25 protein-coding genes are annotated in these 26043 nt (G+C 72.7%); 17 read left to right on the top strand and 8 right to left on the bottom strand.

What is annotated here, in order from left to right:
- Nucleotides 1-68 precede the first annotated feature (68 nt).
- On the top strand, nucleotides 69-1172 hold the full coding sequence (locus DEJ43_RS04595) for an AraC family transcriptional regulator (protein ID WP_233447923.1): 1104 nt from the start codon (nucleotides 69-71) through the stop codon (nucleotides 1170-1172).
- Between the two features lie 103 nt (nucleotides 1173-1275).
- The gene (gene lepB / locus DEJ43_RS04590; protein WP_015032146.1) at nucleotides 1276-1884 is read left to right on the top strand and encodes a signal peptidase I; all 609 of its coding nucleotides are present in this window, start codon (nucleotides 1276-1278) and stop codon (nucleotides 1882-1884) included.
- A 16-nt stretch (nucleotides 1885-1900) separates the two neighbouring features.
- Here the strand turns inward: lepB and DEJ43_RS04585 are convergent, their stop codons facing one another.
- A complete protein-coding gene (locus DEJ43_RS04585) occupies nucleotides 1901-2563 on the bottom strand; it encodes a TetR/AcrR family transcriptional regulator (protein ID WP_015032145.1) in 663 nt (220 codons plus the stop codon).
- Between the two features lie 126 nt (nucleotides 2564-2689).
- On the opposite strand from DEJ43_RS04585, the gene DEJ43_RS04580 reads away from it, so the two are divergent.
- The 7 genes from DEJ43_RS04580 (at nucleotide 2690) to DEJ43_RS04550 (ending at nucleotide 7504) form a co-directional block, all read left to right on the top strand.
- Nucleotides 2690-3430, top strand: a complete 741-nt coding sequence (locus DEJ43_RS04580; RefSeq protein ID WP_015032144.1) for a DUF6230 family protein — start codon at nucleotides 2690-2692, stop codon at nucleotides 3428-3430.
- Nucleotides 3431-3543: 113 nt separating this feature from the next.
- Nucleotides 3544-4065 carry a DUF6114 domain-containing protein gene (locus tag DEJ43_RS04575; protein ID WP_015032143.1) on the top strand — a complete coding sequence of 174 codons (522 nt, stop codon included), beginning with the start codon at nucleotides 3544-3546 and terminating at the stop codon, nucleotides 4063-4065.
- A complete protein-coding gene (locus tag DEJ43_RS04570) occupies nucleotides 4062-4847 on the top strand; it encodes a DUF6230 family protein (protein ID WP_015032142.1) in 786 nt (261 codons plus the stop codon). The genes DEJ43_RS04575 and DEJ43_RS04570 overlap by 4 nt, the downstream gene beginning before the upstream one ends.
- Entirely contained in the window at nucleotides 4841-5230 is a 390-nt protein-coding gene (locus DEJ43_RS04565; protein WP_015032141.1) for a DUF6114 domain-containing protein, read from the top strand. The genes DEJ43_RS04570 and DEJ43_RS04565 overlap by 7 nt, the downstream gene beginning before the upstream one ends.
- A complete protein-coding gene (locus DEJ43_RS04560; RefSeq protein WP_015032140.1) occupies nucleotides 5227-5832 on the top strand; it encodes a hypothetical protein in 606 nt (201 codons plus the stop codon). Before DEJ43_RS04565 ends, DEJ43_RS04560 begins: the two co-directional genes overlap by 4 nt.
- Nucleotides 5829-6572, top strand: a complete 744-nt coding sequence (locus DEJ43_RS04555) for a DUF6230 family protein (protein ID WP_015032139.1) — start codon at nucleotides 5829-5831, stop codon at nucleotides 6570-6572. Before DEJ43_RS04560 ends, DEJ43_RS04555 begins: the two co-directional genes overlap by 4 nt.
- A 284-nt stretch (nucleotides 6573-6856) precedes the next feature.
- The gene (locus DEJ43_RS04550) at nucleotides 6857-7504 is read left to right on the top strand and encodes an alpha/beta fold hydrolase (protein ID WP_107499052.1); all 648 of its coding nucleotides are present in this window, start codon (nucleotides 6857-6859) and stop codon (nucleotides 7502-7504) included.
- Nucleotides 7505-7524: 20 nt separating this feature from the next.
- Here DEJ43_RS04550 and DEJ43_RS04545 read toward each other — a convergent pair whose 3' ends face one another.
- The 7 genes from DEJ43_RS04545 to DEJ43_RS04515 form a co-directional block, all read right to left on the bottom strand.
- The gene (locus DEJ43_RS04545) at nucleotides 7525-8205 is read right to left on the bottom strand and encodes an adenosylcobinamide amidohydrolase (protein ID WP_015032137.1); all 681 of its coding nucleotides are present in this window, start codon (nucleotides 8203-8205) and stop codon (nucleotides 7525-7527) included.
- A 28-nt stretch (nucleotides 8206-8233) separates the two neighbouring features.
- On the bottom strand, nucleotides 8234-8692 hold the full coding sequence (locus DEJ43_RS04540) for a group II truncated hemoglobin (RefSeq protein WP_015032136.1): 459 nt from the start codon (nucleotides 8690-8692) through the stop codon (nucleotides 8234-8236).
- Nucleotides 8693-8794: 102 nt separating this feature from the next.
- On the bottom strand, nucleotides 8795-9775 hold the full coding sequence (locus tag DEJ43_RS04535; protein WP_015032135.1) for an aldo/keto reductase: 981 nt from the start codon (nucleotides 9773-9775) through the stop codon (nucleotides 8795-8797).
- A gap of 229 nt (nucleotides 9776-10004) precedes the next feature.
- The gene (cmlS, locus tag DEJ43_RS04530; protein WP_015032134.1) at nucleotides 10005-11720 is read right to left on the bottom strand and encodes a chloramphenicol-biosynthetic FADH2-dependent halogenase CmlS; all 1716 of its coding nucleotides are present in this window, start codon (nucleotides 11718-11720) and stop codon (nucleotides 10005-10007) included.
- A 103-nt stretch (nucleotides 11721-11823) separates the two neighbouring features.
- On the bottom strand, nucleotides 11824-13269 hold the full coding sequence (locus DEJ43_RS04525; protein WP_015032133.1) for an ANL family adenylate-forming protein: 1446 nt from the start codon (nucleotides 13267-13269) through the stop codon (nucleotides 11824-11826).
- 1 nt (nucleotide 13270) lies between these two features.
- Entirely contained in the window at nucleotides 13271-13969 is a 699-nt protein-coding gene (locus DEJ43_RS04520; RefSeq protein WP_015032132.1) for an SDR family NAD(P)-dependent oxidoreductase, read from the bottom strand.
- Nucleotides 13970-13986: 17 nt separating this feature from the next.
- Entirely contained in the window at nucleotides 13987-14292 is a 306-nt protein-coding gene (locus DEJ43_RS04515; RefSeq protein ID WP_106433679.1) for a hypothetical protein, read from the bottom strand.
- Nucleotides 14293-14586: 294 nt separating this feature from the next.
- Between DEJ43_RS04515 and DEJ43_RS04510 the strand changes: the two genes are divergently transcribed.
- The 8 genes from DEJ43_RS04510 to DEJ43_RS04475 all read left to right on the top strand — a co-directional run bounded on the left by DEJ43_RS04510 (nucleotide 14587) and on the right by DEJ43_RS04475 (nucleotide 26032).
- The gene (locus DEJ43_RS04510) at nucleotides 14587-15606 is read left to right on the top strand and encodes an AurF N-oxygenase family protein (protein ID WP_015032130.1); all 1020 of its coding nucleotides are present in this window, start codon (nucleotides 14587-14589) and stop codon (nucleotides 15604-15606) included.
- Nucleotides 15603-16781, top strand: coding sequence for a hypothetical protein (locus DEJ43_RS04505; RefSeq protein WP_015032129.1), 1179 nt, complete (start codon nucleotides 15603-15605; stop codon nucleotides 16779-16781). Before DEJ43_RS04510 ends, DEJ43_RS04505 begins: the two co-directional genes overlap by 4 nt.
- Complete coding sequence (locus tag DEJ43_RS04500; protein WP_106433678.1) at nucleotides 16768-19656, top strand: amino acid adenylation domain-containing protein; 2889 nt, start codon at nucleotides 16768-16770, stop codon at nucleotides 19654-19656. Before DEJ43_RS04505 ends, DEJ43_RS04500 begins: the two co-directional genes overlap by 14 nt.
- Nucleotides 19657-19679: 23 nt before the next feature.
- Nucleotides 19680-21278 carry an MBL fold metallo-hydrolase gene (locus tag DEJ43_RS04495; protein WP_015032127.1) on the top strand — a complete coding sequence of 533 codons (1599 nt, stop codon included), beginning with the start codon at nucleotides 19680-19682 and terminating at the stop codon, nucleotides 21276-21278.
- Between the two features lie 143 nt (nucleotides 21279-21421).
- Nucleotides 21422-23482 (top strand): aminodeoxychorismate synthase component I, encoded by a 2061-nt coding sequence (gene pabB, locus DEJ43_RS04490; protein WP_015032126.1) that lies wholly within the window; start codon nucleotides 21422-21424, stop codon nucleotides 23480-23482.
- A complete protein-coding gene (gene cmlC / locus DEJ43_RS04485; protein ID WP_015032125.1) occupies nucleotides 23479-24465 on the top strand; it encodes a 4-amino-4-deoxyprephenate dehydrogenase CmlC in 987 nt (328 codons plus the stop codon). The genes pabB and cmlC overlap by 4 nt, the downstream gene beginning before the upstream one ends.
- The gene (gene cmlD / locus DEJ43_RS04480) at nucleotides 24462-24773 is read left to right on the top strand and encodes a 4-amino-4-deoxychorismate mutase CmlD (RefSeq protein WP_015032124.1); all 312 of its coding nucleotides are present in this window, start codon (nucleotides 24462-24464) and stop codon (nucleotides 24771-24773) included. The genes cmlC and cmlD overlap by 4 nt, the downstream gene beginning before the upstream one ends.
- A gap of 80 nt (nucleotides 24774-24853) precedes the next feature.
- Nucleotides 24854-26032: a 3-deoxy-7-phosphoheptulonate synthase gene (locus DEJ43_RS04475; RefSeq protein WP_041663644.1), complete on the top strand. Its 1179-nt coding sequence runs from the start codon at nucleotides 24854-24856 to the stop codon at nucleotides 26030-26032.
- Nucleotides 26033-26043 lie beyond the last annotated feature (11 nt).

Here is a 26043-nt window from a genome sequence, read left to right as displayed (position 1 = left end):
GTCGGAACCTGGACATCTTGCGAGGGAAGTGTCCAGCGAAGGGGGTGACGCGCATGCCGGTGCGGTCGGTGAGTGCCCATCACGTACGGGCGGCGCTGTTCGGCGCCGAGCGGCGCGGGATCGCCACCGGGCCGCTGCTCGCCCGGGCCGGACTGTCCCCGGCGCTGATCGAGGACTCTCCGGACCCCGGCCCGGCGGCCCGGGTGCCGGCCGAGCGGTTCGGACAGCTCGTCCGCATGCTCTGGGCCACCCTCGACGACGAACTCATCGGCTTCGGCGGCGCGCCCAGCAAGGTCGGGACCTTCGCGATGATGGCGCATGTCGCCGTGCACGGCAGCCGTGACCTGCGCGAGGCGCTCCGGCGGGCCGGCACCTTCTACTCCCTCTTCCCCGCCGGACCCCGCTTCCGGCTGGTGGAGCCCGCGGCGGACGCCACCCGGCCCGCCGGCCTCGACGAGGCCCGGATCGAGTTCGACGTCTCCGGGTACGACGACCCCCTGCACTTCGGCGCCGAGTCCACCGTCCTCGTCGCGCACCGCTTCGCCGGCTGGCTCGTCCGGCGCCGGATCGGCCTGCGCCGGGTCGAGTTCGTCCACCCCGAGCCCCCGCACGCCCGGGAGTACGCCCTCCTGTTCGGGGCGCCCTGCGTCTTCGGCGCCGCACGGACGGCGGCCGTCTTCGACCGGGCGGACCTCGACGAACCCGTCCTGCGGGACGCGGTCGCGCTCAAGGCGTTCCTCCGGCGCGCCCCCGTCGACGTGCTCGTCCGCGCCGACTACGGCAGCACGGTGACCGGCAGGGTGCGGCACCTGATCGGGCGCGCGCTGCCCACGGGGCCGGTACCGGCGCCCGAGGAACTCGCGGAGCGGCTCTCGGTCAGCCCGCAGACGCTGCGCCGTCAACTGGCCGCCGAGGGAACGACGTACCAGCGGCTGCGTGACCAGGTGCGGCGCGACCACGCCATCGCGGTGCTGACCGGCGGCCGGATCTCGATCGAGCGCTTGTCGCGGCAGCTGGGGTTCTCCGAACCCAGCGCGTTCCACCGGGCGTTCCGCCGCTGGACCGGTGAGACGCCCCGGGCCTACCAGGCGCGGGCGCGGCTCCGTGCGCTGCCCGACGGCCCGGCCCGCCCGCCGTCGCCGTCGACGGGCGCGGACGGTCAACAACCCTGAGCGGTACGGTCACAGCCGCCGCCCGCTCCCCGTCCTACCGTCCCGCCATGACCGAAATCGACCCGTCCGGCGGCCTGGAGCCCCCGGGCCCCCACCGCGTCCGATGACCGTGCGCCGGGCGGCCGGCGCCGTCGCGGGGACCGCCGTCGTGCTCTGTCTCGTCGCGGCGGTGGCCGTCACGACCCTCGGCGTACGGGTCGACGGGACGAGCATGGCGCCGACCCTGCGCGCCGGGGACCGCGTGCTCGTGGCGCCGGGCTCCGCGGGGCGGGCGCGCCGCTTCGACGTGGTGCTCCTGCGGGTCGAAGGGAAGGACGCCCTGCTGGTCAAGCGGGTGATCGGACTGCCAGGCGACCGGGTCGCGATCGTCTCGACGCCGGAGGAGCCCTTCCAGGTCCTCCTCCAGGAGCGGGGGAGGGGCCCCGTCCGCCGGGTGGTGGCGCCCACCTGGGCGGCCCAGGCCCGCCGTACCGGAGCGTGCTGCGGCCCGGAGGGGAACCGGTCGGGGCGGGCCGAGCTGCGGACCGTCCCCGAGGGTTCGTTCTTCTACCTGGGCGACAACCCCGACCTGTCGGACGACTCGCGGGCGTACGGCTGGGGCGAGATCGCCCGGATCGAGGGCCGGGTCGGCGCCCGGGCGTTCCCGCTCTCCGCGCCCTGGGGCATCGGCAACCGGCCCGCCCTGGAGGGGTATCAGGGGCCGGGTCCCTAGGGCGGGGCGCGGGTCCCTAAGGCCGGTGCGCCGGTGCGGGGCCGGGGGCCGGGTCCTGAAGCGGGTGCGGTCCCGCGGGCGGGGCGGTCGTCTCGTGGCCCGTGCTCAGCGCGATCCGGACCACGGTGTCCGCGATCCGCCGGGCCGATCCCTCGGGCGAGGCGGTGGACTGGACGATGTGACTCGCGGTCAGCCGGACGGCCGCGTCCACCGCGAGCTCGCGCGCCACCGGGTCGATCGTCGGCCAGGCTTCCGTGACGTACGCGTCGGCCATCGCCGTCGCCAGGTCGAACGCGGCGGCCGACCTGGTCGTCAGGTACGAGAGGAGTCCGTCCTCGCCGGTGCTGGTCAGCATGGCCTTGATCAGCGGATTCCGGCCGGCCAGCGTCAGCGTGAAGCCGACGGCCGCCTCCACGGCCGCGCGCAGGTCGTCCGGGTGCGCGTCCAGGCCCTGCTGGATGCCGACGAGGCAGCGCTCCAGCTCGCGCTGGAAGAGCGCCTCGCCGACGGCCTCCTTGGAGGGGAACTCCGAGTACAGCGTCTGGCGGCTGACGCCGACCGCGCCGGCCAGGTGCGCCATGCGCAGCTTGTCGAACCCGCGGTCCGCGACCGCCTCGTACGCGGCGTCCAGCAGGCGCTCGCGCAGCAGCGTCCGGACCGTCTCCCTGAACCGTGGCATCGGCCAAGCCTAGTCCAGCGGGAATTCTTCCCAGGATTGTCCGAAGTGTTGACACTCCTGCAAAGAGTGTCCAATTCTCGAACAACGAGCAGCAAAGTGCCATCCAGCGGTCGGATCGGAGATCACATGCAGCACGAGACCGGAAACGTCGAGACCGGAAACGTCGAGACCAGAAGCGTCGAGACCCGGGGCGTCGAGACCAGAGGCGTCACCCGCTGGCGCAGATCGGCGTTCCTCGCCGTTCCCGCCACGGCCGCGGTCGCCGCCATGGCCACCGCCATGGTGCAGGGCGCCCTTGCCGCGAACCTCTCGCTGACCAGCGTCCCCTTCACCCTCAGCTCCAGGACGGTGGCCGCGCCGCAGGGCATCGGCGCCGTCATGCACACCATCGACGCGGGCGGCGCCAAGGGGGCCGCCGAGGTCGGCATCGCCAAGGCGGGGCTCGACGGCATCTGCGTCCACGCCGTCCAGACCGTCAACCTCCCCGTGATCGGCAGCCTCGGCACCTGGTCGCTGAACATCTCCTCGCCCGCGGCGGCCACCCCGCTCACCAGTGACCAACTGGTCGCCGGCGCCGGACTCCAAGCCAACAAGCTGGTCCTGGACGCCCAGTCGCTCAAGGCGGCCACGGCCACCCTCCACGCGAGCGACACCACCCCGAACGTCATCGGGGCGGCCGCCGACGGCGCCGGGATCAAGGGCGCCGGCATCACCGACGGCACCCCGGGCCAGTTCGGTCTGGACGCCACCGGAGGCCGTACCGACATCAAGAACCTCAACGCCGACGCCAACGGCGCCACGATCTCCGGCGCGATCACCCTGCCGGACCTCGCCATCGGCATCGCCCACGGCGACAAGGGCTGCTGAGCCGCCCGGAACCGTACGGCTCCGGTGCACCACGGGCCCGGCGCCCGTGCCCCCTTGCGAAGGGCACGGGCCCCGGCCCACCGTCCGCCCCGACCCCCAGCTGCGAGGCCCCCATGACCACCGATCCGCCGCCCGAGCGCCTCGAACCACCGGACCCGGCCGACCCCGGCCCGAGCCCTTCCTCCCCGCCCGCCCGGGCCGGCGCCCGTGCGGCCTTCCGGCGCTGGCGCCGGACCCGGCCGTTCTGGGCGACCGTCTGGACCGCGCTCGGCGGATTCGTCATCTTCTTCCTGCCCATGGCACCGCTCGGCAAGATCCTCCAGGTCGGCGTCGGAGGGATCGCGGGCATGGCGGGCGGCGTCGTGCTCATGGCGATGGCGCTGCTCATGCTGCTGCTGCCCGGCCAGCGCCACACCGCCGGCGTCATCGCGGTGATCGCCGGGGTCGCCTCGTTTCCCCTGTCCAACCTCGGCGGCCTGTTCATCGGCATGACGCTCTCGGTCCTCGGCGGATCCATGGCCTTCGCCTGGCTCCCCGAGAAGCCCGCCAAGCGCTCCGGCCGCAGCCTCCGCCGCTCGCGGCCGGCCGCCGGAAACCCCGTACCGCCGGCGTCCCTCGGAGGCGCGTCCCTATGACACGGCACTCGTTCGGCCCGCACCGCATCGGCCCGTCGCTCGCCCGGATGCGCACCGGCGGCACCCGAGCCGCCGCCGACTGGAACGCCCGGATGCTCGCCGAGGCGGCCGACGGCACCCGGCGTGGCACCCGCTGGGGGCGCGGCGCCCTCGCGTTCGTCCCCTCCGCGCTCGCCGTCGCGGCGCTCGGCACCGCGCTGGCCCAAGGCGCGCTCGCCGCCAACTTCAGTGTCACCGGGCAGCCGTTCACCCTGACGTCCAACGGGGTCGAGGGCAGCGGCTTCGGCGCCATCGTCAACACCCCGCCCGTCGGGCGCCCCGACGGCACCACGACCACCCACACCGCCATGGCCCGCGTCGGTTTCGCCAGTGCCGGGCTCGCCGGACTCTGCGGCATCGTCCACCAGAGCATCGCCGGAGTCCCGTACTCGCTGCTCCTGACGGGCGGCCAGAAGGTCACGGCCACCCCGCCCGCGACCTTCACCACCGACATCGACGCCTCGAACCTCTACATCCAGGCGACCGAACTCCAGGCGTATGGACCGACCACCCTCCAGAACGCGGTGCTCGGCCAGTCGGCCGACCAGGTCACCGTCGCCGGGAAACCCCTCACCGGCGCCCTGCCCGGCGGGTTCGGGCTGGGCTCGGCGGGCGGGGAGGGCGGCAGTTCGATCACCCTCCACGGGCTCGACGCCACCGCCTACGACGCCGAGATGGCGGGTGCGCTCGTCCTCCCCGACCTGCGGATCAGGGTCGTCGCGGGAACGGCCACCACGTGCTGAGCCGGCTGAGGTCCGCGTACACGTGGTTCCGCGCCTTCCGCCGCACGCGGCCGTTCTGGGGCGGGGTGTGGCTGGTCGCCGGAGGCTGGACCGTCCTCAAGTTCTCCCTGAGCTCCCTGCAGTTGATCGTGAGCACCGGCTTCGGGGGAGTGGCCGGCTACCTGGTGGGCGGCGGGATGATCCTGTGCGGGCTCATCCCGCTGGCACTGCCCTCGCAGCGGTACACCTTCGGGCTCATCGGCGCCGTCCTCGCGGTCGTCTCCCTGGTCGTCTCCAACCTCGGCGGATTCCTCCTCGGCATGGCACTCGGCGTCCTCGGCGGCTCCATGACGGTCGGCTGGGGCGTCAAACGCCCGCGCCGCCGGACGGTGGTGGAGGGATGAGGGCGCACCGGTCCGTCGCCGTGACCGCCGCCCTCCTCCTCGCCGTCGGCACCGCCGTCTGGTCCGGACAGCCGAGCCGCGCGGCGGGCGCGGCCGCCGCCGTCGAGCCGCTGGGCGCGCCCTTCCTGCCGTCCCCGGACCCGCTGCACGTCACCATCGCGAGCATGGTCGCCGTCTCCATGACCGTCCAGAAGAACGTCACCATCCGGCTCTCCGACGGCACGACCCGCGTCACCAACCAGTACACGTTCACCAAGCTCACCATCCGCTCGCACATGAACGTGACCCAGCGGGCGGCCGGGCACACCGTCACCATCGACGTGCCGGGCGAAGGGTCGCTCGGCGGCTACGACAGGGCGGGGAAGCCCGAGACGACCACCATGTGGGGCACCATCTCCCACGTCTGCGTCCGCGTCCTCGTCAAGATCTGCGGGGTGCAGGGCCTGCTCGACTTCTTCGGCTCCCTCATCCCGCTCACCGCCGGAGCCGAGGACTTCACCGGTGACATCTACGCGATCCGCACGGTCGACGACCACGCGGCCCTCGACTCCACCGACAACCCCGTCCACCTGCCGGGAACCATCACGGTGACCACCCCATGAGCGCCGGACCCAGCACCCGACCCGGCCCGGGCCCCGGCCTCCGCTCCCGCCCCCGTCCGCCGGAGGGGCGCACCCACTGGCGCCGCTCGCTCGCCGTCGCCCTGCCCGCGCTGCTCGCCGCCGGCGGCCTCGGCTCGGCCATGGCGAGCGGCGCACTCGCAGTCGGCCTGCACATCCAGGACCGGCCCGTCGACTTCACGACCAGCAGCCTGTACGGGACGCAGTACGGCGCCGCCGTCGTCGACCAGACCGTCGTACGGCCCGACGGCACCACCACCACGGTGCGGGTGCTGCGGATGGGATTCGCCGACGGCGTGATCAACGGCCTCTGCCTGAGCCGGCGGGAGCAGATCGCGGGAGCCACGTACACCCTGCTCCTCACCCTCGGCGACGACGACCCCGGCTCCTGGGAGATCAGGACGAAGAACACCGTCCTCGACCTGCGCGACGCCACCGGAGTCCTCGACATGGACGGCGTCGTCGACCTCAACACCAACGGCGCCGACGTGAAGACCGTCAAGGACGCGACCGGGGCGTACGTCGTCAACCCGCTCGACAGCCCCCAGCACCGCTTCGGCATCCAGGCCCGGTACGCCAAGTTCGACCGGATCGTCGGCACCGCCCAGGACTTCCAGATCCCGGGCCTCCTCACCACCCCGAAGCTCAAGCTCTCCGTACGGCCCGGCACGGTCGCGTGCCCCGCCCCCGCCGCGCCCACCGGGACCCCCGGCACCCCGTGAACCGGCCGCCGCCGCCCGTCCGCCGGGGGCGGTGCCCGGCGGACCCCGCGACCTGGCAGACTGCGGGCCTCACGGTCGTCTCCCCCCGCGCTGTGAGCGGACCGCTCCACCGGGGATGCGGCAAGTGACTCCAGGAGGCCCCCCATGGCGCAGCAGCCCGGCCCCGCGGCCCGCACGAGCGGGACGTGCGAGCGATTCCGGTACGCGAGCGGGACGTGCGAGCGACTCCGGTACGCGAGCGGGACGTGCGAGCGACTCCGGTACGCGAGCGGGGCGTGCGCGCGATGACGCTCTGCCCGACCCGGCGCGCCGCACCCCGCACCCTGCTCGTCCGCAGCGCGCCCGCCGCACCCACGGCCGCCGTGCTCCTGCTGCACGGGGGACGCGAAGACGGCCCCGAGCCGCCGCCCGCACTCAACCTCCCGGCGCTGCGCATGCGTCCCTTCGCCACCGCCGTGACCCGCGCCGTCCGGGGCCGCGACGTGCTGATCGCCGAGGTGCGCTACCGCCACCGCGGCTGGAACGGACCGAACGCCGACGCCGCCCGGGACGCCGAGACCGCCCTCGTACTCCTCCGGGAGCAGGTCGGGCCCGTCCCCGTCGTCCTCCTCGGCCACTCCATGGGAGGCCGCGCCGCACTGGCCGCCGCAGGCGACCCCGCGGTCCGGGGCGTCGTCGCCCTCGCGCCCTGGTGCCCCACCGGCGAGCCCGTCGACCACCTCGGCGGCCGGCGGCTCTATCTCCTCCACGACGAGTCCGACCGCGTGACCTCGGCCCGCGCGTCCTGGGACTTCGTCCGCAGGGCCCGGGCGGCGGGCGCCGACGCGGCCGGCATCCCGATGCCGACCGGCGGCCACGCGATGCTGCGCGGGGCCCAGCTGTGGCACCGCCGCGCGGCCGAACTCACGGCGGCGCTCCTCTCACACGGCTGAACCGCGCCCCTGAACCCCGCCTAGGGCTTCACCAGGTCCGCGCAGGCCGCCCTGGTCGCCGCGTGGACCGCCCGGGCCAGGCGGGCGCCCCACCGGGAGCGCGGGCCCGCGAAGGGTTCGGCTTCGGTGCCTTCGGGCGTCGGGGCCGCCACGCAGACCGCGTCCGTGGGGGTGCCGGAGGCGTCCGCGCCCAGTTCCACCAGGGCCTGCACCTTCGCCTCGGTGGCCGTGGCCACCGCGTTGACCAGCGCCGCGTCCGTCAGGGGGACGGGCACGGAGACGATGATGTTGATCGTCCCGGGGCGGGGCGCCGTGACGCCGCCGTCCCCCGGCGCGGCCGCCCAGCCGCGTACCCCTATCCCGGCGGTGACCACCGCCCGTACCCCGCCGTCCGCCGCGCGGCGCAGGTCCGCTACCGGGGCCGCCGTCATGAGCCCCACGCCCGGGCCGGCGAGCCCCGCCCCGGCGGCCAGCTCGCGGAGGTGGTCGACGGGATCGAGCCGGTCGTAGCCGGGCGGGACCTGGGCGTTGAGCACCCAGCCCCGCTCGCCGATGCCGCCGCCGAGCACCGCGCTCGACACCATGCGGACGCCCGGCCCCGGTGCCCACACCAGGAGCGGCCACTCGCGGCCCTGCTCGGTGTGCGTGAGGAGGGCCGCGTCGGCGAGAGAGGCGCTGGTGAGGAGGGTTCGCGAAGGCACCCCCGCACCCTAGGGGGCGCCCTCTCGGTCAGGCGAGGCCGCCCCAGCCCCAGCGCGGCGTGGGGCCGGGCTCGCCGAGGTCCGTGCCCGGAGCGGAGGCCGAGACGTCCTTGGCGATCCGGGTGCCCCAGTCGAAGTACTCCACCACCCGCCGCCGCAGCAGTTCGTCGTCCGGCAGTTCCTTCTCCACGGCCGCCGTCATCAGCTCCATCCAGCGCAGCCGCTGTTCCTCGGTGATGCCGAGCCCGAGATGGGCCCTGAGCAGTGCCTGGTGCCCGCCGAGCTCCGCGGTGAAGTCGGCGGGCCCCGAGAACACCTCCGCCAGCCACACGGCGACGTGCTCCACGTGGGCGGCGGTGAAGTCGGCGAAGACGGGGGCGAGGAGGGGGTCGGCGAGGACCCCCTGGTAGAAGGTCTCGGAGAGCCTGCGCAGCGCGTCGGCGCCGCCCACGGCCTCGTACAGGGTGTTCGCGTGCTCGGCGGTCATGGAACGCCTCCAGGATGCGGGATGTGACCCCCACAGCCTTGCCGCAACTCGCCCCGTGGCCAAGGATGTTCGCTCTCGGCGGGGCGAGCGCCCGGGCAGCCGCTACACGCGGTCCATCATCGCCATCTGCTCCTCAGTGTGGTGCTCGCCCGCGGCGGGGGGCAGGGCGTCGAGGCGGGCGAGTTGCCCCGCGCTCAGGCGGACCTCGGCGGCCGTCGTGTTCTCCTCGACGCGGGCGGCCCGCCGGCTGCCGGGAATCGGCACGACGTCGTCCCCCCGGGTGAGCAGCCAGGCGAGGGCGACCTGCGCCGGGGTGGCGTCCGCCTCGGCGGCGACGGCGGCGATCTCGTCGGCGATGCGCAGGTTCCGGGGCAGGTTCTCCGCGGTGAAGCGGGGGTTGTCCGCCCGGAGGTCCGAGGCGTCGAAGCGGCCGGCCGCGCGGACCGTGCCGGTGAGGAAGCCGTGGCCGAGCGGGGAGTACGCCACGAAGCCGATGCCCAGTTCGCGCAGGACCGGCAGGACCGCCTCCTCGGGGTCGCGGGTCCACAGGGAGTACTCGGACTGGACCGCGGTGACCGGGTGGACGGCGTGCGCGCGGCGGATCGTGGCGGGGCCCGCCTCGGAGAGGCCGATGTGGCGGATCTTGCCCTCGGCGACCAGCTCGGCGAGGGCGCCGACGGTGTCCTCGATGGGGGTGCCGGGGTCGACGCGGTGCTGGTAGCAGAGGTCGATGTGGTCGGTCCCGAGCCGCCGCAGCGAACCCTCCACGGCGGTACGGACGTTCGCGGGGCTGCTGTCGAGCTGTCCGGGGCCGCCGCCCGCGTGCGAGACGAGGCCGAACTTCGTGGCGAGCACCACCTGGTCGCGGCGGGCGCCGAGCGCTCGGCCGACGAGCCGTTCGTTGGTGTAGGGCCCGTAGATCTCGGCGGTGTCGAGGAAGGTGACGCCGAGGTCGAGGGCGCGGTGCAGGGCGCGGACGGAGCCCGCGTCGTCCGAGCCGGAGCCCGTGTAGCCGAAGGACATGCCCATGGTCCCCAGGCCGATCCGGGAGACCTCCAGGTCCCGCAATCTCGTGTGCCGCATCGGACCGCCTCCTTCGGGGCGCGAGGGTGGATGAGGGGTGGGGTGTGGAAGGGGCGTGGGGGGTGGGAGGGGTGTGGGGTGTGGGGGGTGTTCGGGGGCCGGTGGCCGGTGGGCGGTGGCCGGTGGGTGGTGGCCGGTGGGTGCACCGGCCCCCGAGCCCGCCGGGGCCCGTCCCGTCCGCTCCCGTGAACGGGACGGGGCTGCCCGGCGGGTGGTCGTGCGGCGGCGGTCAGACCTCGTACTCGACCCCGACGCCGCCGAAGTGGAGCCGGCCCTGGACGAAGACCTTCTCGCCCTGCGCGTCGTAGCCGGTGAGGAGGCCCGCCTCCATCAGCCGGACGACGATCTGGGTGCTCAGCTCCTGCCGGCCGACCGCGCCGAGGCGCTTGACCAGCGTCTTGTAGCCGAACTCCTCCTCGGCGAGGTCCTGGAAGATCTGCCGGGCCTCGTCGTCCATCGGGTACTGGGCCATGTCGAGCCCTTCCCCGTTGGCGAGGACCTCGCGCTGTTCCAGCCGGAAGCCGATCGGCTCGACGCGGTAGTGCTGCTTGAGCACGGCCTTGCCGCCGGTCCACTTGAAGCGGGTGATGCTGTTCAGCCGCTTGGTGAGGTCGCTGATCCAGCGGACCCGGGCCGGGTTCAGCTCGGCCTCGCTGAAGTCGTCGCTGAGTTCCGGACGCTGGTGGCGGCCGATCGCGATCATCGTGGATGCCCGGTCGCGGAAGGACGCCACGGTCCCGGAGGGGTCCTCCGGGCCGTTGCCCGCCAGGCTCTCGAACCACTTCTTTCGGGTCAGCCGGTCGTCGTCGGACTCCGTGATGCGCCGCTTCCGCCAGAACTCGGAGTCGGGCTCCGTGAAGGAGGCGAAGGTGTAGAAGGAGGCGAGGAACTGGTGGTACTGCTCGTAGGCCTCGCGGTAGGTGCGGTTGTACCAGGCGTGCACCGCGTCCTTCTCGTCCCCGTGCCGGGTGATGCGGTCGATGGCCGCGGCGGCCGAGACCGCCGACTGCGAGGCCAGGTGCACGCCCTGGGAGAACAGCGGGTCGGTGAAGCAGGCGGCGTCTCCGCAGAGGAAGAAGCGGTCGGCGGAGAAGACCTCGGTGTCGTAGGACCAGTCCTGCACGATCCGGACCTCGTCGACCTGCTCGGCGCCGCCGAGGATGTCCATGGCCTTGGCGCACTTGGCGAGGGTGGACGAGTAGAAGGCGTCGGCGCCCTGCTCGCGCACCTCGGCGGACTTCGAGCGGTCGACGACGAGGCCGACGCTGTACAGGTCGTCCTTGATGGGGATCATCCAGACCCAGCCGTCCTCGAAGGTGATCGAGTACGTGGTGCCCTTGAGGTCCCCCTCGAAGGGGTCCTTCAGCTTGAAGTACGACCAGACCGCGAAGTTCCGGTAGAACTCGTCGTACTGGCGCACGCCGAGCTTGCGGGAGATCGGACCGCCCGAGCCGCCCGCGTCGATGACGAAGTCGCTCTCGACGGTGACGCTCTCGCCGCCCCGGCGCACGGTCAGGACGACGCGGTCGGGGTCGGACAGGTCCACGTCGGTGACCGGGGTCTCCTCGTGGACGGTTATCCCGCGGCTCCGGGCCTCGTCGAGGAGGAGCTTGTCGAATTCCTCGCGCTTCACCTGGACGGCGTGGTCGAAGACCCAGGGCGCGACCTTGGGGGCCGCGAAGGAGAACGTCCACGGGGCCTGGTCCTGGCCCCAGAGGAAGGTCGCCGAGGGCTTCTTGACGTAGTTCTGCGCGTCGATCTTCTCCTGCAGCCCGAGGCGGTTGAGGATCGACATCGTGCCGGGCAGCAGGGACTCGCCGACGCGGTACCGGGGGAAGGCGGACCGCTCGTAGATCGTGACGTCGTGGCCCAGCTTGTGCAGGGTGAGGCCCGCGACACTACCGGCCGGCCCTCCGCCGATGATCGCCACCTTCGATCGTGTCATCACGTACTCCTTGGGACGGGGACAGGCTGACGGGACTCCGCGCCGGGGCGGCGAGGAGGAAGCGCTGTGAAAGGGGTGCGGGGTACGGGCGGGAGGAGGCCGTTCACTCCTCGTCGGCGCCCGGCCGGGACCGCAGCTTCTTCATGCGGTCCGACATCGCGATCGTGTCGACCACGTTGATCTTCGAGGGGACCTTGAACGGCTCGACCCGGCCGGCGAGGAACTCCGTCACGTGCTTGCGGAGGGCCGCGCGGGTGAGTTCGCCTGTGGGCTTGATGTCGACGCACACGGACTGGCCGGTGATCGCGTTCGGCCTGCCGTACACGACGCAGTCCTCGACGAGGGGGCTGCCCATGAGGACCGATTCGAGTTCCAGCGGGAGGAGCTTCTCGCCGCCGACGTTGATGACCTCCTTGGCCCGGCCCTTGATCCGGAGGTAGCCGTGGGCCGCCTCCTCGACCAGGTCCCCGGTCCGGAACCAGCGGTCCTCGGTCAGCGAGTCGTCGTCGTAGTTCAGATAGCCGAGGAACTGGGTCCGGCTCCTGAGCTGGAGTTCGCCGTCGACGATGCGGTACTCCACACCGGCGTCGGAGATCTTGAAGTACGTGCTGGTCGACGATTCGCTGGTGGTGGTGGCGATGCCGGTCTCGCTCGTCCCGAAGGTCTGGAGCAGCCGGACCCCCGGGAAGGTCTTGCGGACCCGCAGGAGGAGTTCCTCGGACATCGGCTCGGTGCCGTACGTGATCAGGCGCAGGCTGCTGAGGTCGTGTGTGCGGTGGTAGTCGCCGACCATGATCAGGTTGAGATAGGTCGGGCTGGTGGGGAGGACGAGGATCCGGTGGCGCTCGATCAGCGCGCAGATCTCGTCCGGGGTGCGCTGGCGGGGGAGGACCGCGGTGCCCCCGACCAGGAGGGTGCTGAGCAGGGAGTTGATGCCCCCGATGTGATCGAACATCAGCACCATGAGGATGTTGAGGGCGTTCTCCCGGCGGCGCGGCCGCTTCTCCAGCTTCTCGCCGACGAGCACGTCGAGACTGTGCAGGATGACCTTGGGCGCGCCGGTGCTGCCGCTGCTGAGCAGCACGAGTCCGGCCGCGTCAGGGTCGCCGAGCCGGCCGTGCACGGCCTCGGCCCCGTCGGTGGGTTCCTCGGCGCCGGCGAGCTGGGCCGGTCCGGCGGGTTCGGCCCGTGCGGCGGGTTCGGCCCGTGCGGCGAGGTCCTCGACCTCCGTACCCGCCCCGGTCGTCCTGATCAGATGGCCCGGCCGGCAGTGCTCGACGAGGGTGTCGAGGGTGGTGTCGGTGAGCGTGACCACCGGCACCACGACGTTCCGGTCGAGGAAGAGGGCGAAAAGGGCCGCCACCGAGTCCAGCGAGTAGTCGCCGTGGACGACCACGGTCTCCCGCGGCTTCACGCCGTGGAGCGCCAGCAGCTGCCGGGTCTCGCCGATCCGCTTCAGGAGTTCCGCGTACGTGACGGCGGTCCCGCGGTCGTAGAGCGCCGTACGGGCGCCGAAGTCCTCGAACCTTCGCAGCAGTTCGTCGCGCATGTCAGTGCACACCCCCTAGAAAGAGCGTCTCGCCCGTGATGAACTCCGACTGCCGGCCGATCAGGAACTCCACGGGGCCGACGATGTCCGCCGTCGTGCACTGACGGGATATCGCCTGGCGTGCGATCAGAGCGTCGATCTTTGGCCGGGGAACGGTCCTCGTCAATACGGTGTGAACGGGCGGAAGTCCGATTCCGTTCACCCTGATCCCGAACGTGGACAACTCCTTGCTCATCACGCGGACGAGTTGTTCGACCGCGCTCTTGCTGGCCGAATAGGCGAGCTGTCCTTCGATGGCCCAGGGCACCGCGACCGTGGAGACGTTCAGGATCGCGGAACTCTGCTCAGTGGATTTCCGCAGCAGTTTGACCGCTTCCCGGCAGCAGTTCAGCACGGCGAAGAAATTGATGTCGAATATCTTCCGGGAAACCTCGTCCGGGGTCGTCATGAAATGGTTCATCGACGAGGTGCCGGCGTTGTTCACCAGGGCGTCGAGCTTTCCGTACTCCGCCCGGACGCTCCGGAACATGCGTTTCGTCTGACCGGGGTCCGCGAGATCCGCCTCGTGGTGCCGGTAGCGCGGGTGGTCGATGGTCGGGGGCCTTCTGCTGCACCCGACGACGTCGTGCCCGGCCTCCAGGAAATGCTCCGCGAGGGCCTTGCCGATGCCGGTCCGGGTGCCGGTGATCATGAGGATCATGGCGGCGGTGACCTGCGCTAACCGCGCACGCCGACGAGTTCCAGCTCTTCCTCGATGAAGCCGATCAGCCTGCGCACGCTGCTGAACGGACTCACCCGGCGGGACACCGCCTTCTCGGACGTGAGCGACACCTCGGTGCCGAACTCGTCCTCGATGTTCTCCTCGACCAGGGAGAGGAAGGCCACCAGGTACATGGACTCGAACACGCCGGAGTCACCGTAGAGACACAGGTCGAGGACCTGGTCGGTCGGAATCTTCTCCTCACGCGTCAGATTGATTTCTTCGAGCGCCGCCACGACGACACCCTGGATTCGCTCCGTCACCTTAAGGCCTCCGTCCAGCACGAAAGACAGAACAGATCGCGTCGCCGGCCGAGTCGTGCTCCGGGCCGACGCCTGGATTTTTATGTCATACGCCCCCGGCCCACGCAAGGTCGTTCAGTCCGCGCGGTTCACCGCCCTGTTCAACTGTCCGGTTCCTTCAGTTGCACGGGGTGGTGATCTGCACACCCTTGCGGCCCGCGACCGATATCCACAGACTTCGAGACGCCGGACCCGGGAAGGGCCGAGCCCGCAAAGGGAAGAGCCCGCAAAGGGAAGTGAAGGAAGGGGTGGGCCATGCGTGACCACACGGACGAGAAATCCGAAGCCGCCGGGAACGACGACGGGCACGTCCGGATCGGCGGACTGCCGGCATTCGACCCGGACGACCCCGCCGAGAACGCGGTCATCAACCGGCTCGTCGGGAACTGGCACCGGCGCGCCGCCGTGAAGCGCGAGGAACCGGACGTCTACGCGCTGTTCGATCCCGGCCGCCCGGACTTCCGGGAGGACATGATCCCCTTCCGGGGCCACCCGATCTGGGAGCGCCTCTCCGACGAGACCCGTTCCCGGCTGCTGAGCTGGGGCTGGGTCGCCTACAACCGCAACACGGTGCTGATCGAGCAGCGGATCGCCAACCCGGCCTTCGAACTGGTCATCGGCGGCGCGTACCCCGGTCTCGGCGGCCAGCAGCTGGAGCTCGCCGTCGCACAGGCCATGGTGGACGAGCAGTACCACACGCTCATGCACATCAACGGCAGCGCGGTGACCCGGCGGATGCGCCGGAGCGACTTCTCCGACCGCGTGCTGCCGGACTCGCACATCACCACGATCCACCAGGAACACCTGGACCGCTGCGAGGAACCGTGGCAGCGGAGCCTCACCACCCTGGGCTTCGCGACGGTCGCCGAGATCTCCATCAACGCCTACCTCGACCTCCTCGCCGACGACCAGGAGATCCAGGTCGTCAACTCCACCACGGTGAAGCTGCACAACCGCGACGAGTACTGCCACGCCTCGATCTCCGGCGAGATGATGAAGCAGGTCTACGAGGCCCTTCCGGCCGACCGGCGCCGATTCCTCCTGGAGAAGGTCGTGGCCGGCCTGGAGGCCTTCGTCGCCCCCGACTTCACGACCTGGGAGTCGATCGTCGCGTTCGAGGGCGTCCCCGGCTGGGAGAAGGCCGCCGCCGAGGTGCGCGAGGCCCAGGGCGGCACCCACCTCGTGCAGGACCACTCGGGCATCCACACCCTCCTCACCGAGATGGACGTCCTCGACCAGGTCGAGTTCGGCTGGGGCACGACGGTGACCCGATGACCGCGGGCAGCCCCGGGCCGGCCGGCCGCACTCCGCTGCGCCCCCGCGCGCTCGCCGTGCGCGACATCCACAGCTTCCTCGCCGACCTCGGCATGGACTGCGACGTCAACCCGTGCACGGCCTTCGTGGGCACCGTCGAACCCGGCCGGGTCGAGGACCCGGCCGCGTGGCGGGAGTTCGTGGCCCGGCTCGGCCTCACCCGGGCCCTGGCCGACCTGGTCGAGGTGGCGGAGGAGGACGTGGTCGTCACCCTCGACCCGCGGCCGGGCCCCGTCGAGGGCGGCCCCGCCGAGCTGGCGGACCTCGTCACCGCGTACCACAACAGCCGGCCGCTGCGGATCGACGAGGCCGTGCGCCTCGCGTACTGGCGGCACACGGACGGCGAGTACCTCGTCTTCGTCAAGTTCAGTCATCTGATCGTCGACCTCGCCGACGTCGTCGACCTGCTCCGGCAGATCAGGGCCCATCTGCGCGGCGACACCCCGCCCGGCCGGATCGGCTCCCGCTACCGCCACCACGCACGGACCGTCGAGCAGTACACGGCCCTGCCGGCGGCCGACCCCGCGGAGGTCACCCGCGCCCTCGGCGAGCTGCCCGTGCCGGGCCGCAAGGGCATCCCGACGATCTCCGCGTCCGTGGAGGAGTGGCTGCCGCTGCGCGAGGGCGTCACCTTCGACGAACTGCTCAGCGCCGTCACCGGCGTCCTGCTGCCCGCCCTCGGCGGCGGCCTGGTCCTGCAGTACCCCTACTCCCGCTGGGAGTTCGCGACGAAGGGCGGCTACTACGTCGAGATCAAGCCCCTCGTCGTACGGCCCGGGCTGCCGTCCGACTACACCCCCGAGTACTTCGCCAAGACCCGGCACGCCCAGGAGTCCCTCGGCCGGTTCACGATGTCCGACCTCGACGCCTTCGCGCGGGCGTTCACCAGCGGCCGGATGCCCCGTGTCGTCGTCTCCGACACGACGTTCATGCGTCCGGAGCCGGACCGGTGGCGCTGGGTCCCGGTGCGCAGCGCCCGGGTCTTCGAGGACCTCAAGTTCCTCGCCGACCGGTCCTGGCCGGGCCCGCCGCTGTTGCGGATGCAGTACAAGCGCGGCTTCCTCTCCCCCGGGGCCGCGGCCGACGTCCTCGACGGACTCAAGCAGCGAATTGGAGCAAGTGGTGGAACTCCCTGACCTGTTGACCGACCTCTTCCGGCGCCACCGCGGACGGACCGCGCTGCGGACCGCCGGACGGACCTGGACCTACGAGGAGCTCGACCGGGTCACCAGCGCGCTCGCCCGCCGGATCGACGCCGAGTGCCCCGCGGGCCGCCGCGTCCTGGTCGCCGGGGAGCACACGGCGGAAGCCGTGGTCTGGGCCCTCGCGGCGATGCGCAGCCACGCCGTGCACACCCCGATGAACCCGGGCCTGCCCGCCGACCGGTTCGAGGAGTTCGCGCGGGTCGCGGACGCGGCGCTGCTCGTCTGCTTCGAGCGCGAGGCGCTGGTGCGCGGCGAGAAGGCCGGCCTGCGCGCCCTGTACGCCGGTGATGTCGGCTGGCCCACCGACCCGGCCCCGGCGCCGGCGGACGGCACGGCCGACGAGCCGGCCCGTTCCCGCGTCGCGTACTCCATCTTCACCTCGGGTTCGACCGGCGACCCCAAGCTCGTCGACGTCGGGCACGGCGGCCTGCTCAACCTCTGCCGCTCCCTGCGGAGGCTGCTCGACATCACCCCCGACGACCAGGTCCTGCACTTCGCGTCGCTGTCGTTCGACGCCTCCGTCAGCGAGATCCTCGGCACCCTGTACGCCGGGGCGACCCTCGTCGTCCCCGTGCGCGACCAGGCCTCCTGGCTGGGGTCCGTCTCGCGGCACCTCGCCGCCCACGGCTGTGACCTCGCCATGCTGTCGCCGTCCGTCTACGCCCGGCTCGACGAGGCGGCCCGCAGCCGCATCCGGAAGGTGGAGTTCTGCGGCGAGGCCCTCGGCGAGGGCGAGTACGACAAGGCCGCCCGGTACAGCAGGGTGTTCAACGCGTACGGCCCGACCGAAGCCACCGTCTGCTTCTCCCTGGCCGAGCTGACCTCGTACACGCCGAGCATCGGCACCCCCGTCGACGGCTTCCGGGCCTACGTCCGCGACCCCGACTCCGGTGACCACGCCACGGCGGGCACCGGCGAACTCGTCATCGTCGGCGACGGCGTGGCACTCGGCTACGCCGGCGGCAGCCCGGCCGAGAACGAGGTGTTCGGTACGGTCGACGGCTCCCCGGCCTACGCCACCGGGGACGTCGTCTCCCTCTCCGACGACGGCGAACTCACCTACCTCGGACGGATCGACGAGCAGATCAAACGCCTCGGCCACCGGGTGAACCTCGCCCACGTCGGCTCCACGCTCTCCCGCCACCTGGGGCGCGAGGTGGCACTCGTCCGCCAGGACGCCACGATCCTGCTCGTCACGGCCGCGGACGGCGAGGCCACCGAGGAGTCGCTGATGGCCCGGATCAGGGACCTGGTGCCCGTCTGGGAGGCACCCGACCGGTTGGTCCTGGTCGACGCGCTCCCGCTCACCTCCGGCGGGAAGGTGGACCGGAGCGCCCTGCGCGAGCTGCTCGCCTCCCCGGCCGGCGCCCCGCACGGCGGGACGGACGGCGAGGACGCCGCGGAACTGCGGCGCGTGCTCGACGTCGTGACCGCCGTCCTCGGCCAGGAGATCGGCCCCGAGACGTCCATCTTCGACGCCGGCGGCAGCTCCCTCGCCATGATCCAGATCCAGGTCAAACTCTCCGACGCGTACGGCGAGGAGGCCGTCGAGGCCGCGTTCGCCGCCATGGACTACGACTTCGCCCCGGCCGCCTTCCTGCGCCACCTGCGCGGCGAGGCCGTCGCCCCGGCGGAGTCCGCCGTCGACACGCTGCTGCGCCGGGTGGAGACCGAGCGCGACGCCCTGCGCGCCGAGCTGCCGCTGCTGCGCCGCGACACCCGCCACGAGCCGGTGCCCGGCGCCGCGGACGGCGACCGCGAGGTGCTCCTCACCGGCGCGTCCGGCTTCATCGGCGGGCACGTCCTCGACCGGCTGCTCGCCGCCGGCCGCCCCGTCCTCGTCGTCAGCACCGGCGACCCCGACGGGGTCCTCACCGGCCACGCGACCCGGTTCGGACGGCAGGCCGCCGACTACGCCCGGGTCCGGGCCATCTCGTACGCGGAGCTCGAGCGCTGGGTCGACCGGCGGCGCGGCCCCGTCGTCGACGCGGTGGTCCACTGCGGCTACCAGGTCAACCACCTGCTGCCGCTCGACAGCCACCTGAGCGGCAGCGTGCGCAACACGGCCCTGGTCGTCCGCGCGGCGGCGGCCCTCGGCGCCCGGTCCTTCGCGTTCCTGTCGGCCGCCTCGGCCGGGGCGGACTTCCTGCCCCTGTCGGCCGCGACCCTCACGGCGGTCGGCGACCCGTACTCGCGGTCGAAGCTGATCAGCGAGGAGTACGTGAACACCCTCGCCGTGCTGGGCTGCGCCGTCTCCCACTACCGGCCGGGTCTTGTCTACGGGCACCGGCCCGAGGACCGCCACCACCTCAAGGACGACTGGTTCACCGCCCTCCTGGAGACCGCGCGCCGGGTGGGCGCGATGCCCCGGCTCAGCGGCCACGTGCCCGTCTGCGACGTCGGCACCCTGGCCGACACCCTCCTCGGCCGGCCGGACGCGAACCCGGGCACGGCCGACGGCGCCTCCCGGACTCCGGACTCCCGTTCGGCGGTCGTCGTCCACCGTACGTACGCGCTCGACGAGCTGCTGCGCCACACCGGCCTCACCGAGGCGGACGTCCTGGCGCCCGCCGCATGGTTCGAGCGGGTACGCGACGGCGGCGAGGTCCCCGCCCCGCTCCTGGCCGCCATGCAGGCGGCCCTGAGCGGACCGGGCTGGCCCTCCGCCCACCGCGAGGTCGACCACGACATCCTCGGCCGGCTGCTCGGCACCCCGCCGGACACCCCGGCCGGCGACCGGCCGGAGCGGACCGGGACCACCGCAGAGGCCCAGAACGGCGCCGCCCACGCGCCGACACCGCGCTGACAGGAACGGAGCCGTAGTCCCCCATGCGCTACTCGTTACGCCAGGACATCGCGGTCGAGCCGGTCATCGCCGGCTGGTACGGCTGGTCGTACCTGCTGCCGCCGCAGACCCTCGCCCGCTTCGTCCACAACCGCTTCAACCGCATCGTCGAGAGCTACCTCGACGACCCGCAGGTCCACGCGGCGGCCGTCCGGCAGCGCCGGATGCACGGCGGCCCCTGGATCCACGCCCACGAGCACCGCGACGCCATCGAGGCCTGGTACCGGGAGACCGCTCCACGGCGCGAGCGGCTCGACGAACTCTTCGAGGCCGTCCGGCGCCTGGAGGAGGACATCCTGCCCCGCCACCACGGCGAGTGCCTCGACCCCGTCTACCAGGAGCTGCCGGCGGCCCTGGCCGGCCGGGTGGAGGTGTTCTACGGCAGGGACAACCGCACGGCCGACTACCGCTTCGTCGAGCCGCTGATGTACGCCTCCGAGTACTACGACGAGTCCTGGCAGCAGGTCCGCTTCCGCCCCGTCACGGAGGACGCCCGCGAGTTCGCCCTCACCACGCCGATGCTGGAGTACGGCCCGGAGCAGCTCCTGGTCGACGTCCCGCTGAACTCCCCGCTGCTCGACGCGGTCTTCCGCGGCGGCCTGACCGGGACCGAACTCGACGACCTGGCGGCGCGGTTCGGCCTCGACGGCGAGCGGGCCGCCCGGTTCGCCTCGTACTTCGAGCCCACCCCGGCGGCGTCGGAAGCTCCCGCCCCCGCCTCCTCCTCCGAGGAGGACGTCCTCGAATACGTCGGCCACGCCTGCGTGTTCGCCCGCCACCGGGGCACCACCTTCCTCGTGGACCCGGTGCTGAGCTACAGCGGATACCCCGGGGGAGCGGAGAACCGGTTCACCTTCGCCGACCTGCCCGAGCGCATCGACCACCTGCTCATCACCCACAACCACCAGGACCACATGCTGTTCGAGACCCTGCTGCGGATCCGGCACCGGGTCGGCAGGGTCCTGGTCCCCAAATCCACCAACGCAAGCCTGGTGGACCCCGGACTCGGCGGCATCCTGCGCCGGCTCGGCTTCACCGACGTCGTCGAGGTCGACGACCTGGAGACGCTGTCCTGCGGATCCGCCGAGGTCGTCGCCCTGCCCTTCCTCGGCGAACACGGCGACCTGCGCATCCGCAGCAAGACCGGATGGCTGATCCGCTTCGGGGAGCGCTCCGTGCTGTTCGCCGCCGACTCCACCAACATCTCCCCGACGATGTACACCAAGGTGGCCGAGGTGATCGGCCCCGTCGACACCGTCTTCATCGGCATGGAGAGCATCGGCGCGGCGGCCAGCTGGATCTACGGTCCGCTCTACGGCGAGCCGCTCGACCGCAGGACCGACCAGAGCCGACGGCTCAACGGCTCCAACTTCCCCCAGGCGAGGGAGATCGTCGACGCCCTGGAGCCCGACGAGGTCTATGTGTACGCGATGGGCCTCGAACCCTGGATGGGCGTCGTGATGGCCGTCGACTACGACGAGAGCCACCCCGCCATCGTCGACAGCGACCTCCTCGTCCGGCACGTCCAGGACAAGGGCGGGACCGCCGAACGGCTGCACCTCCGGCGGACGCTGCGCCTCTGAGCGACGCGACGCCCGCGGCCGGGGCGCGGCGATCCGCCGCCCCCGGCCCCCGGCCCCTCCGGCACGGCCCCTCCGGCCCGTCCCCGTGGCCCGCCGCCGCCCCCGCGCCCTCCGGCGAGCCCTTCGAGACAAGGTGCCCCATCATGCGCACGCTTCTGATCGACAACTACGACTCGTTCACCCACAACCTGTTCCAGTACATCGGCGAGGCCACCGGGCAGCCCCCCGTCGTCGTGCCCAACGACGCCGACTGGTCGCGGCTGCCCCTCGAGGACTTCGACGCGATCGTCGTGTCCCCGGGCCCCGGCAGCCCCGACCGGGAACGGGACTTCGGGATCAGCCGCCGGGCGATCACCGACAGCGGCCTGCCCGTCCTCGGCGTCTGCCTCGGCCACCAGGGCATCGCCCAGCTCTTCGGCGGAACCGTCGGCCTCGCCCCGGAACCCATGCACGGCCGGGTCTCCGAGGTGCGGCACACCGGCGAGGACGTCTTCCGGGGCCTCCCCTCGCCGTTCACCGCCGTGCGCTACCACTCCCTGGCCGCCACCGACCTCCCCGACGAGCTCGAACCCCTCGCCTGGAGCGACGACGGCGTCGTCATGGGCCTGCGGCACCGCGAGAAGCCGCTGTGGGGCGTCCAGTTCCACCCGGAGTCCATCGGCAGCGACTTCGGCCGGGAGATCATGGCCAACTTCCGCGACCTCGCCCTCGCCCACCACCGGGCACGTCGCGACGCGGCCGACTCCCCGTACGAACTCCACGTGCGCCGCGTCGACGTGCTGCCGGACGCCGAAGAGGTACGCCGCGGCTGCCTGCCCGGCGAGGGCGCCACGTTCTGGCTGGACAGCAGCTCCGTCCTCGAAGGCGCCTCGCGCTTCTCCTTCCTCGGCGACGACCGCGGCCCGCTCGCCGAGTACCTCACCTACCGCGTCGCCGACGGCGTCGTCTCCGTCCGCGGCTCCGACGGCACCACGACCCGGACGCGGCGACCCTTCTTCAGCTACCTGGAGGAGCAGCTCGAACGCCGGCGGGTCCCCGTCGCCCCCGACCTGCCCTTCGAGTTCAACCTCGGCTACGTCGGCTACCTCGGCTACGAGCTGAAGGCGGAGACCACCGGCGACCCCGCGCACCGGTCCCCGCACCCCGACGCCGCGTTCCTCTTCGCCGACCGCGCCATCGCCCTCGACCACCAGGAAGGCTGCTGCTACCTGCTGGCCCTCGACCGCCGGGGCCACGACGACGGCGCCCGCGCCTGGCTGCGGGAGACGGCCGAGACCCTCACCGGCCTGGCCGTCCGCGTCCCGGCCGAGCCGACCCCCGCCATGGTCTTCGGGGTCCCCGAGGCGGCGGCCGGCTTCGGCCCCCTGGCCCGCGCACGCCACGACAAGGACGCCTACCTCAAGCGCATCGACGAGTGCCTCAAGGAGATCCGCAACGGCGAGTCGTACGAGATCTGCCTGACCAACATGGTCACCGCGCCGACCGAGGCGACGGCCCTGCCGCTCTACTCCGCGCTGCGCGCCATCAGCCCCGTCCCGTACGGCGCCCTGCTCGAGTTCCCCGAGCTGTCGGTGCTCAGCGCCTCGCCCGAGCGGTTCCTCACGATCGGCGCCGACGGCGGCGTCGAGTCCAAGCCCATCAAGGGGACCCGCCCCCGGGGCGGCACCGCGGAGGAGGACGAGCGGCTCCGCGCCGACCTGGCCGGCCGGGAGAAGGACCGGGCCGAGAACCTGATGATCGTCGACCTGGTCCGCAACGACCTCAACAGCGTCTGCGCGATCGGCTCCGTCCACGTGCCCCGGCTCTTCGAGGTGGAGACCTACGCGCCCGTGCACCAGCTGGTGTCGACCATCCGGGGACGGCTGCGGCCCGGCACCAGCACCGCCGCCTGCGTACGCGCCGCCTTCCCCGGCGGCTCCATGACCGGCGCGCCCAAGAAGCGCACCATGGAGATCATCGACCGCCTGGAGGAAGGCCCCCGGGGCGTCTACTCCGGGGCGCTCGGATGGTTCGCCCTCAGCGGCGCCGCCGACCTCAGCATCGTCATCCGCACCATCGTGCTGGCCGACGGCCGGGCCGAGTTCGGCGTCGGCGGGGCGATCGTGTCCCTCTCCGACCAGGAGGAGGAGTTCACCGAGACCGTGGTCAAGGCCCGCGCCATGGTCACCGCCCTCGACGGCAGCGCAGTGGCGGGCGCCCGATGAGCGGCTTCCCCCGGAGCGTCGTCGTCGGCGGCAGCGGAGCGGTGGGCGGCATGTTCGCCGGGCTGCTGCGGGAGGCGGGCAGCCGCACGCTCGTCGTCGACCTCGTACCGCCGCCGGGACGGCCGGACGCCTGCCTGGTGGGCGACGTCACCGCGCCGGGGCCCGAGCTCGCGGCCGCCCTCCGGGACGCGGACCTCGTCCTGCTCGCCGTACACGAGGACGTGGCCCTCAAGGCCGTGGCGCCCGTGACCCGGCTCATGCGACCGGGCGCGCTGCTCGCCGACACCCTGTCCGTCCGGACGGGCATGGCCGCGGAGCTCGCGGCCCACGCCCCCGGCGTCCAGCACGTGGGCCTCAACCCGATGTTCGCCCCCGCCGCCGGCATGACCGGCCGGCCCGTGGCCGCCGTGGTCACCAGGGACGGGCCGGGCGTCACGGCCCTGCTGCGGCTCGTCGAGGGCGGCGGCGGCAGGCCCGTACGGCTCACGGCGGAGGAGCACGACCGGACGACGGCGGCGACCCAGGCCCTGACGCACGCCGTGATCCTCTCCTTCGGGCTCGCCCTCGCCCGCCTCGGCGTCGACGTCCGGGCCCTGGCGGCGACGGCACCGCCGCCCCACCAGGTGCTGCTCGCCCTCCTGGCCCGTGTGCTCGGCGGCAGCCCCGAGGTGTACGGGGACATCCAGCGGTCCAACCCCCGGGCGGCGTCCGCGCGCCGGGCGCTCGCCGAGGCCCTGCGCTCCTTCGCCGCGCTGATCGGCGACGACCCGGACCGCGCCGAGGACCCGGACCGCGCCGACGACCCCGACCGCACCGACAACCCCGGCCATCCCGGGGGATGCGACGGCGCCGGGAACCTCGACGGCGTCTTCGAGGAACTCCGCCGGCTCATGGGACCGGAGCTCGCGGCGGGCCAGGACCACTGCCAGGAGCTGTTCCGCACCCTCCACCGCACCGACGACGAAGGCGAGAAGGACCGATGACCGAGCAGAACGAGCTGCAGCGGCTGCGCGCGGAGCTCGACGCCCTCGACGGGACGCTTCTGGACACGGTGCGGCGCCGCATCGACCTCGGTGTCCGCATCGCGCGGTACAAGTCCCGGCACGGCGTCCCGATGATGCAGCCCGGCCGGGTCAGCCTGGTCAAGGACAGGGCCGCCCGCTACGCCGCCGACCACGGCCTCGACGAATCGTTCCTGGTGAACCTCTACGACGTGATCATCACGGAGATGTGCCGCGTCGAGGACCTGGTGATGAGCCGGGAGAGCCTGACGGCCGAGGACCGGCGGTGACCCCGCCGGTCCGGACCACTCCGTACGACCCCCACCACAGCCCCGCCGGCGGTGTTCCGACGAGGGCGGAGGAGACCACGATGCACGCGACCACGACGCTCGCGGCCCTGACCGGGCGGACGGCGGCACAACAGCCCTACTGGCCCGACCCGGACGCCGTCGACACGGTGGAGCGGGAGCTGGCCGGACTGCCCGTCCTCACCCCCGAGGACGAGGTCGTCGACCTGATGAACGGGATGGCGCTGGTCGCCCGCGGCGCGGCGCTCCTCGTCCAGGGCGGCGACTGCGCCGAACGCTTCCACGAGGCCGTGCCCGACCTGGTCCGGCGCAAGGTCGACAACCTCCAGGGCCTCGCCGCGATCATGCGGGCCGGCAGCGGGCTGCCCGCGGTGGCCCTCGGCCGGATCGCCGGCCAGTACGGGAAGCCGCGCTCCTCGCCGTTCGAGACCGAGGAGTCGGGCGCGGGCCGGAAGATGCCCAGCTACTGCGGCGACGCCGTCAACGAGCCCGAGTTCGAACCGGCCGCCAGGACCCCGGAACCCCGCAGGCTCCTCACCGCGTACACCTGCTCGCAGATCGTCCTCGACGAGATCCGGCGCTCCTGGTCGGGCCGGCCCGTCCTGGAACGGGTCTACACCTCGCACGAGTTGCTGCTGCTGCCGTACGAGCGGCCGCTGGTGCGCGAGGGCGCCCACGGTACGTACAGCGGTTCCGCGCATTTCGGCTGGATCGGCGAGCGCACCCGCCGGGAGGACGGCGCCCACGTCGCCCTCGCCCAGGCCGTACACAACCCCGTAGGCGTCAAGCTGGGGCCGACGGTGTCGCCGGAGGACGCGGTCGCCCTGAGCCGGTCGCTGAACCCGGAGGGCGTACCGGGACGGCTGACGTTCATCGTGCGCTTCGGCGCCAAGGAGGTGGACGAGCTCCTGCCGCCGGTCGTCCGTGCGGTCGCCCGGCACGGCGCACCGGTCGTCTGGCTCTGCGACCCGATGCACGGCAACGGGCTGAAACTGGCCGGTCACAAGACCCGGCTGATCGAGCCGATGCGCGCCGAGACCGCCGCCTTCGTACGGACGCTCCGGGAGCACGGGCAGTGGCCCGCGGGCCTCCACCTGGAGCTCACCCCGGACCCGGTCACCGAATGCGTGTCGGAGCTCGACCGGCCGCCGCGGTTCACGGACTACCGGTCCACCTGCGACCCCCGGCTGAACCCCGAGCAGTCGGCGGACATGGTCACCCATTTCCTCTCCCTGCTCTGACCGGCTCCCGT

Origin of the sequence: Streptomyces venezuelae ATCC 10712 (assembly GCF_008639165.1) — a bacterium.
Taxonomy (GTDB): Bacteria; Actinomycetota; Actinomycetes; order Streptomycetales; family Streptomycetaceae; genus Streptomyces; species Streptomyces venezuelae.
This window is presented reverse-complemented; position numbering and strand designations above follow the sequence as displayed.